6 protein-coding genes and 1 pseudogene are annotated in these 5955 nt (G+C 40.7%); 1 reads left to right on the forward strand and 6 read right to left on the reverse strand.

What is annotated here, in order from left to right; translation table 11 throughout:
* From KQX66_RS36235 to kynU, 5 genes and pseudogenes are all read right to left on the reverse strand, one after another.
* Positions 1-331: pseudogene (locus KQX66_RS36235) on the reverse strand (sigma factor); the annotation flags it as partial.
* A gap of 267 nt (positions 332-598) precedes the next feature.
* Complete coding sequence (gene kynB, locus KQX66_RS36240; RefSeq protein ID WP_216798364.1) at positions 599-1222, reverse strand: arylformamidase; 624 nt, start codon at positions 1220-1222, stop codon at positions 599-601.
* A gap of 31 nt (positions 1223-1253) precedes the next feature.
* Positions 1254-2102 carry a tryptophan 2,3-dioxygenase gene (gene kynA / locus KQX66_RS36245; RefSeq protein WP_216798365.1) on the reverse strand — a complete coding sequence of 283 codons (849 nt, stop codon included), beginning with the start codon at positions 2100-2102 and terminating at the stop codon, positions 1254-1256.
* Positions 2099-3496 carry an amino acid permease gene (locus KQX66_RS36250; RefSeq protein WP_216798366.1) on the reverse strand — a complete coding sequence of 466 codons (1398 nt, stop codon included), beginning with the start codon at positions 3494-3496 and terminating at the stop codon, positions 2099-2101. Before KQX66_RS36250 ends, kynA begins: the two co-directional genes overlap by 4 nt.
* 32 nt (positions 3497-3528) lie before the next feature.
* Positions 3529-4815, reverse strand: a complete 1287-nt coding sequence (gene kynU / locus KQX66_RS36255; RefSeq protein ID WP_216798367.1) for a kynureninase — start codon at positions 4813-4815, stop codon at positions 3529-3531.
* Positions 4816-4983: 168 nt separating this feature from the next.
* On the opposite strand from kynU, the gene KQX66_RS36260 reads away from it, so the two are divergent.
* Entirely contained in the window at positions 4984-5598 is a 615-nt protein-coding gene (locus tag KQX66_RS36260; RefSeq protein ID WP_216798368.1) for a TetR/AcrR family transcriptional regulator, read from the forward strand.
* A gap of 75 nt (positions 5599-5673) precedes the next feature.
* Here the strand turns inward: KQX66_RS36260 and KQX66_RS36265 are convergent.
* The coding region (locus KQX66_RS36265) for a fumarylacetoacetate hydrolase family protein (protein ID WP_216798369.1) at positions 5674-5955 on the reverse strand (282 nt) is incomplete at its 5' end.

Here is a 5955-nt window from a genome sequence, read left to right on the forward strand (position 1 = left end):
CTAAATTCTTATAAATTTTGCTCTTCTCAATCTTTAGCTGCACCTTATCCACGACATCATCGGCTTCGGTTCCGAGGATGTCGATCAACGTTATTTCATTCCCCTCTTTATCCGTGCCGATCGGATCGTGCAAGGATACATCCTTGCGCGTTTTCTTTATTGAGCGCAGATGCATGAGGATCTCGTACTCGATACACCGTGCCGCAAATGTAGCCAACTTAGTCCCCTTGTTCGGCGAGAATGATTCAATTGCCTTAATCAGCCCAATGGTCCCAATGCTAATCAAATCCTCTAAATCTTCACCCGTATTGTCGAATTTTTTGACGTTGTGTACTCAAAGCAACGTAGATTCTAGTGATAAGGAACTACTTTAACTCACTAATCGATAAAAAGGGAATTCACTCAGCTAAACCCCATTAACGCAGCAAGGCTGCCAGTAAAACTGCAGCCTTGCTGTGTTAATGGAGGTTATTCAACTCTCGTTCTCAGTTTGTAATGACTCCACAGCTCGTATAACTACCGTTAATTCAATGACAAAAGCAGGCGCCGCCGCCTGCTTTGATCATAAATTCGTTATTTCATTTTTCCATTTTCAATTTTAATATTTTTTCAACACGGCACGCACCGGACTTCCATCTGCTTCAACTAATGGTAACGGGAGGGCTGCCAATTCATAATCACCTGGTAAAATATCGTCTAAGACGAGCCCTTCCAAGATGTGAATGCCATGACTGGCAAGTTCATGATGGGCTGATAGTTCTTTACTATCTATTGGATCTACAGATGGCAAATCAAGACCAATAAGACGAACACCGAGTTCTGAAAGATAAGCCGCTAATTCTGGTTGGAGGTGAGGAATGGTTTGTGGGAACACACGCCGATCCTTCCATGCGTTAGTACGAATTAACAGACGGGTAATTCCTTTTAAATCTATACCGGATATTTCACCCACTCCAATGGATGTATAGTTAGGCAAATAGATGACACGGGCACTTCCTATATATAAATCGAGATCCAATTCAATGACTCTTTTTCCCTCATTATCAAAATGAAAAGGTGCATCAATATGAGTACCGGTGTGTATACTCATGTTGATTTGGCCTACATTGACAGATCCACTCTCTTCTTTACTCCAATTAACTTTGTAAGTGAAGGGTGTGTCCCCTGGCCAGACTGCGACCTTTTCGTCCAGCGGTTGTGAAATATCAATCCATGTCCCCAAGCAACTTACCTCCGTTTCTTCCGATTTTATCTCATAGCTTCGCTCTTAGACTCCACAGTTCCGGGAAGAAATGTTGGTCCAGAGCTCTTTTTAAATAAGTAACACCTGATGAGCCACCTGTTCCTTGTTTATGACCAATAATTCTTTCCACGGTAGTCATATGATTAAATCGCCATAATTGCTGCTGACTTCCAATATCCACTAGCTTCTCTGCCAACTCATATAAATCCCAATATTGATCGACATTGCGGTAAACTGTCAGCCATGCCTCTTCCACACTGTAATTTGGTTGATAGTTTTGCGACCAATCCCTATGAAGAGCTTCTTGATCAATAGGTAATCCCCGAGCCGCAAGAGCATTGATTGCCGCGTCATAAATACTTGGCTCATGAAGTGACTGTTTCATTTGCTCGTATAGATCGAACTGATGTTGAAAAACGGATAATGTATGAACATTCTTGTTTCCTAGCGCAAACTCAATCAATCGATTCTGATAAGATTGGAATCCGGAAGATTGGCCCAATTTATCCCTAAACTCCATGTATTCAGCCGGCGTCAAGGTGGCGAGGACGTTCCATGACTGAATCAATTGCTGCTGAATTCTCGAAACGCGCGACAACATTTTAAACGATGGTTCCAAATCATTATTGCGTATACACTGAATAGAAGCTTTCATCTCATGTAAAATGAGCTTCATCCATAACTCGCTAGCCTGATGGATAATGATGAAAAGCATTTCATCATGGTGATCAGAACAGCTATGTTGACTAGATAAAATCTTATCAAGATGAAGATAATCTCCGTAGGACATCGCTTTGCTAAAATCGGTTTGAATTTCTTTTTCTAGCCCCATATTTTTGTTTTGTTCGTTGTTATTCATTCTGTACCGTCCCTTTCTTTACTGTTCCTCTTTTTCCAAACCAAATACGCAGCAGACAGAAACAGTAACCATGGAATCCCGAATTGAAGCATAATTTTAAAACCTGTAAACCATGTAGAAATCATTAAACTACCTAGAAGAACCACTCCCAAGATCGTTAAATAGGGGAAACCAGGCATTCTTACCGGCAATTGACGTCCTCCCATTTTCACCCATTTTTTTCTGAAAAATAAATGAGAAATGAACACCATAAACCAAGTGAATAAAGCCCCGAACATGGAAATTCCCATCATCAATGCATAGGATGAATCTGGAAGCATCGCATTAATGGCTGCAGCAATAAAAATCCCAAGTGTAGAAACAGCAAGGGCACTGATAGGAACCCCTTTGCTATTAATTTTGCCCAAAAAGACAGGGGCATGATTACCTCGTGATAACGAAAACATCATGCGTGTTGAAGCATAAATTTGACTGTTCATTGCCGATAAAGCAGCCATTAAAATAATAAAATTCATTATGCCAGATGCTCCTGGAATATTATAAATTTCCATTACTTTTACGAATGGACTTTTATCGATCCCCGCTGATTTCCACGGAACAATCATTAGCATGATGCCAATGGTCAAAACATAGAAAGTAGACAAACGGAATACGGTTGATTTCAATGCTTTAGGTACAGCTACATCGGGATCTTTGGATTCCCCAGCTGTAACCGCTATCATTTCTGTCCCTAGAAAGCTGAATAAAGAAATAAAGATAGCAACCCACATTCCCCACCAGCCAAAAGGCAGAAAACCTCCGTCATTCACTAGGTTGCCAGGTCCGATATTGGGCTGATCTGTTCCAAATAGGACATAGGATCCAAGAAGAATGAAACCAACTATGGCACTTATTTTTACCATAGAGAACCAATACTCAACTGTACCAAATATATGAACGCTTTTGGCATTTATATAAATTAACAATGCGGCAAACAATAAAATCCATACAATTGCCGGCACAGTCGGAAACCAGTATTTCATATATACGGCTATTGCGCTTACTTCTACCCCCACAGCAAGTACATTTGCTATCCAATATGAATACCGAACAAGAAAGCCTGCCATGGGATTGATGTACTTTTCAGAAATCGTTCCAAAAGATCCCGAAGTTGGATGAGCGACCGTCATTTCCGTTAAACATCCCATTAACAGCAATACGATAAATGCTCCTATCCCATAACTGAGTAGAACACTAGGGCCTGCAGTTTTAATTGCAAACCCGCTGCCAAGGAACAATCCCGTCCCAATGGCACAACCCATGGCAATCATCGTAAGCTGGTTAGTTTTTAAATCACGCTTTAACCCATCCTCTAGTTCATTCCCATTATTCGATTGTGCATTTTTATTTATCATATTTCATCCCCTTTTTTCTTTAAATAGGCTATCTATGCAACGACTTCACGTTCATTATGAAATATTTTGTATTGTTCTTCTGCCATGATTTTTTTGAAAATTTGTATGACTTCCCAAACTTCTGTATACGAAGTATACAGCGCAACCGGAGCAAGACGAATAATGTTTGGTGCTCGGAAATCCGGAATCACGTTGTTTTTTTTCAATGCCTTGCAAATGCGCGCAGCTTCTTCATGCTCAAGACTTACGTGACCTCCGCGACGTACGTCTTCTCTTGGACTTCCAATGATGAACCCATAATCTGCTAACTCATGTTCAATTAAGTTCATTAAATATTGATTGATTTGAAGAGACTTTTGGCGAATATTCGCAATACCGGCTTCCGAAAAAATTTCTAAAGATCCTAATAAAGGTGCAAGGCTTAATACGTGGGGCGTTCCAATTTGATAGGCCCCCGCTGATTCAGCTGGTGTTAGCGTATGTTCCATGTCGAATTGTTTATCTTTTCTGGACCCGAACCATCCAGCCAATCCAGGGTTAGTTCCAAAATGTTTCCGATTCACGAATAAACCTCCAACACCGCCAGGTCCGCCGTTTAAATGTTTGTAATTGCACCAATACGCAAAGTCAACATCCCATTCGCTAAACGAATGCGGGATCGCCCCGATCGAATGACATCCGTCAAATCCGATTAAAATGCCTCTTCTATGAGCTTCCTCCGTTAATCGCTTCATGTCCAATATTTGGCCGCTGCGATACAGAACGGTAGGCAAGATGATTAAAGCAATGTCATCGGCCATAGCCTCGATGATATCATCTTCTTCTAAAAATCGGCCATCCCGACTTTTCACACGGATGAGATGGGTATCAGGATCGTATCCATGGATGCGAATTTGGCTTTGAAGGGCATAAATATCAGATGGAAACGTTAGTTCATCTGCCAAAATTTTGGTTCGCGCCCCTTCAGGCTTATAAAAAGTAGCTACAAGCTGATGCAAATTCACAGTCGTGGAACCGGTTACAATAACTTCGTCAGGAGATGCTCCTATTAACGGTGCGCTCAACTCGCCTAATTTCTCCGATAAGGTAAACCATGGATGATTCCCTTGCGTCCATCCATCGATGCCATGTTCTTTCCAATCGGCTAAAGATTCCAAGAGTGTACGTTCAGCTCTTCTCGAAAGTAGCCCCAATGAATTCCCATCCATATAGATGGAATCAGGTTTTAAATAAAATTCTTCTCGAAAATGAGAAAGATTATCCTCTTTGTCTAATTGTTTTGCGAAATCTAATGTAGGTTGAAAAAAATTCGAAAGCACCGTATCATCCCCTTCTTTATTTAAAATTACTCTTTCTAGGGACATCATATCAATGAATATGACACGATGTCAATATTATTATCCAAACGATTCTATCTAAACAAATCTTTCATTTTCAAAGAAATACTTATATTCTAGAAGATAATTATTAATTGGGGAGGAATTAGAATGAGTAATGATAAAATAAGCGATAAACGACATCTACGCTCAGTCGCAACACGTCAAAAGTTGTTGGAAGCTGCGAAGGAAGTATTTCTTGAAGAAGGTTTTCAAAAAGCAACGATTTCTCAAATGATCAAAAAAGCAAACATCGGGTACGGAACAGCCTATGTTCATTTTGAAGGAAAAGAGGATCTTCTATGCGTATTAATGGAAAATGTCATGGCGCAATTTTATGAAATTGCCGAGATCTCCTTCTTCCCAAAATCGAAAGATGAAGCAGAGCAAATCATTAATAAACAAACCTATTCTTTTTTAAAAATGGCAGAGGCTGAACGTAATATGATGCAAATCTTCGAACAGGCCATTGGGGTATCATCTGTGATTTCGGATAAGTGGAAGGCAATTCGTGAAAAGTTTATTCAGCGGATATCCATGGACATTGCCTATTCACAGCAAAATGGGCTAGCCAGAGCTACATTAAACGATGAGATTGTTGCACGGGGTTGGTTTTTCACAAATGAAATGTATCTTTGGGAAATTGTTCGAAACGAACATCATCATTCTGTTGAAGAGATTGCTACTACTATCACGTCTCTTTACGCTACAGGCCTTTATCTCTAAAAATAGCGTTTTGCCAAGATGTTTAGAGCCCAGAAACTATGTTGAAACAGTCCTGGGCTTTTTTCATTCAAACGATTACGCTTTAACGGTAAAGTCAATCGAACCGAGTCCATCCCATTTTGCGGAGTCGACGTCGCCTTCTTGCAGTTGATGCGCTCCGGTAATGCCGCCAGTTAAAATTAATTGGCCTGATTTCAGCTTACGACCTCTGCACGCAAGCATATTAGCCAGCATGGCTACCGAATTAGCCGGATGACCTAGCACGGTAGCGCCTGCGCCCAAATCTTTCAATTCTCCGTTGATAGAAAGGGTCACCCCGACCAAATCCAGTTCCAATTCATGCGGCTTTCTCAAAGT

The sequence above is a fragment of the Paenibacillus oleatilyticus genome (genome assembly GCF_018998565.1).
Taxonomy (GTDB): Bacteria; Bacillota; Bacilli; order Paenibacillales; family NBRC-103111; genus Paenibacillus_G; species Paenibacillus_G oleatilyticus.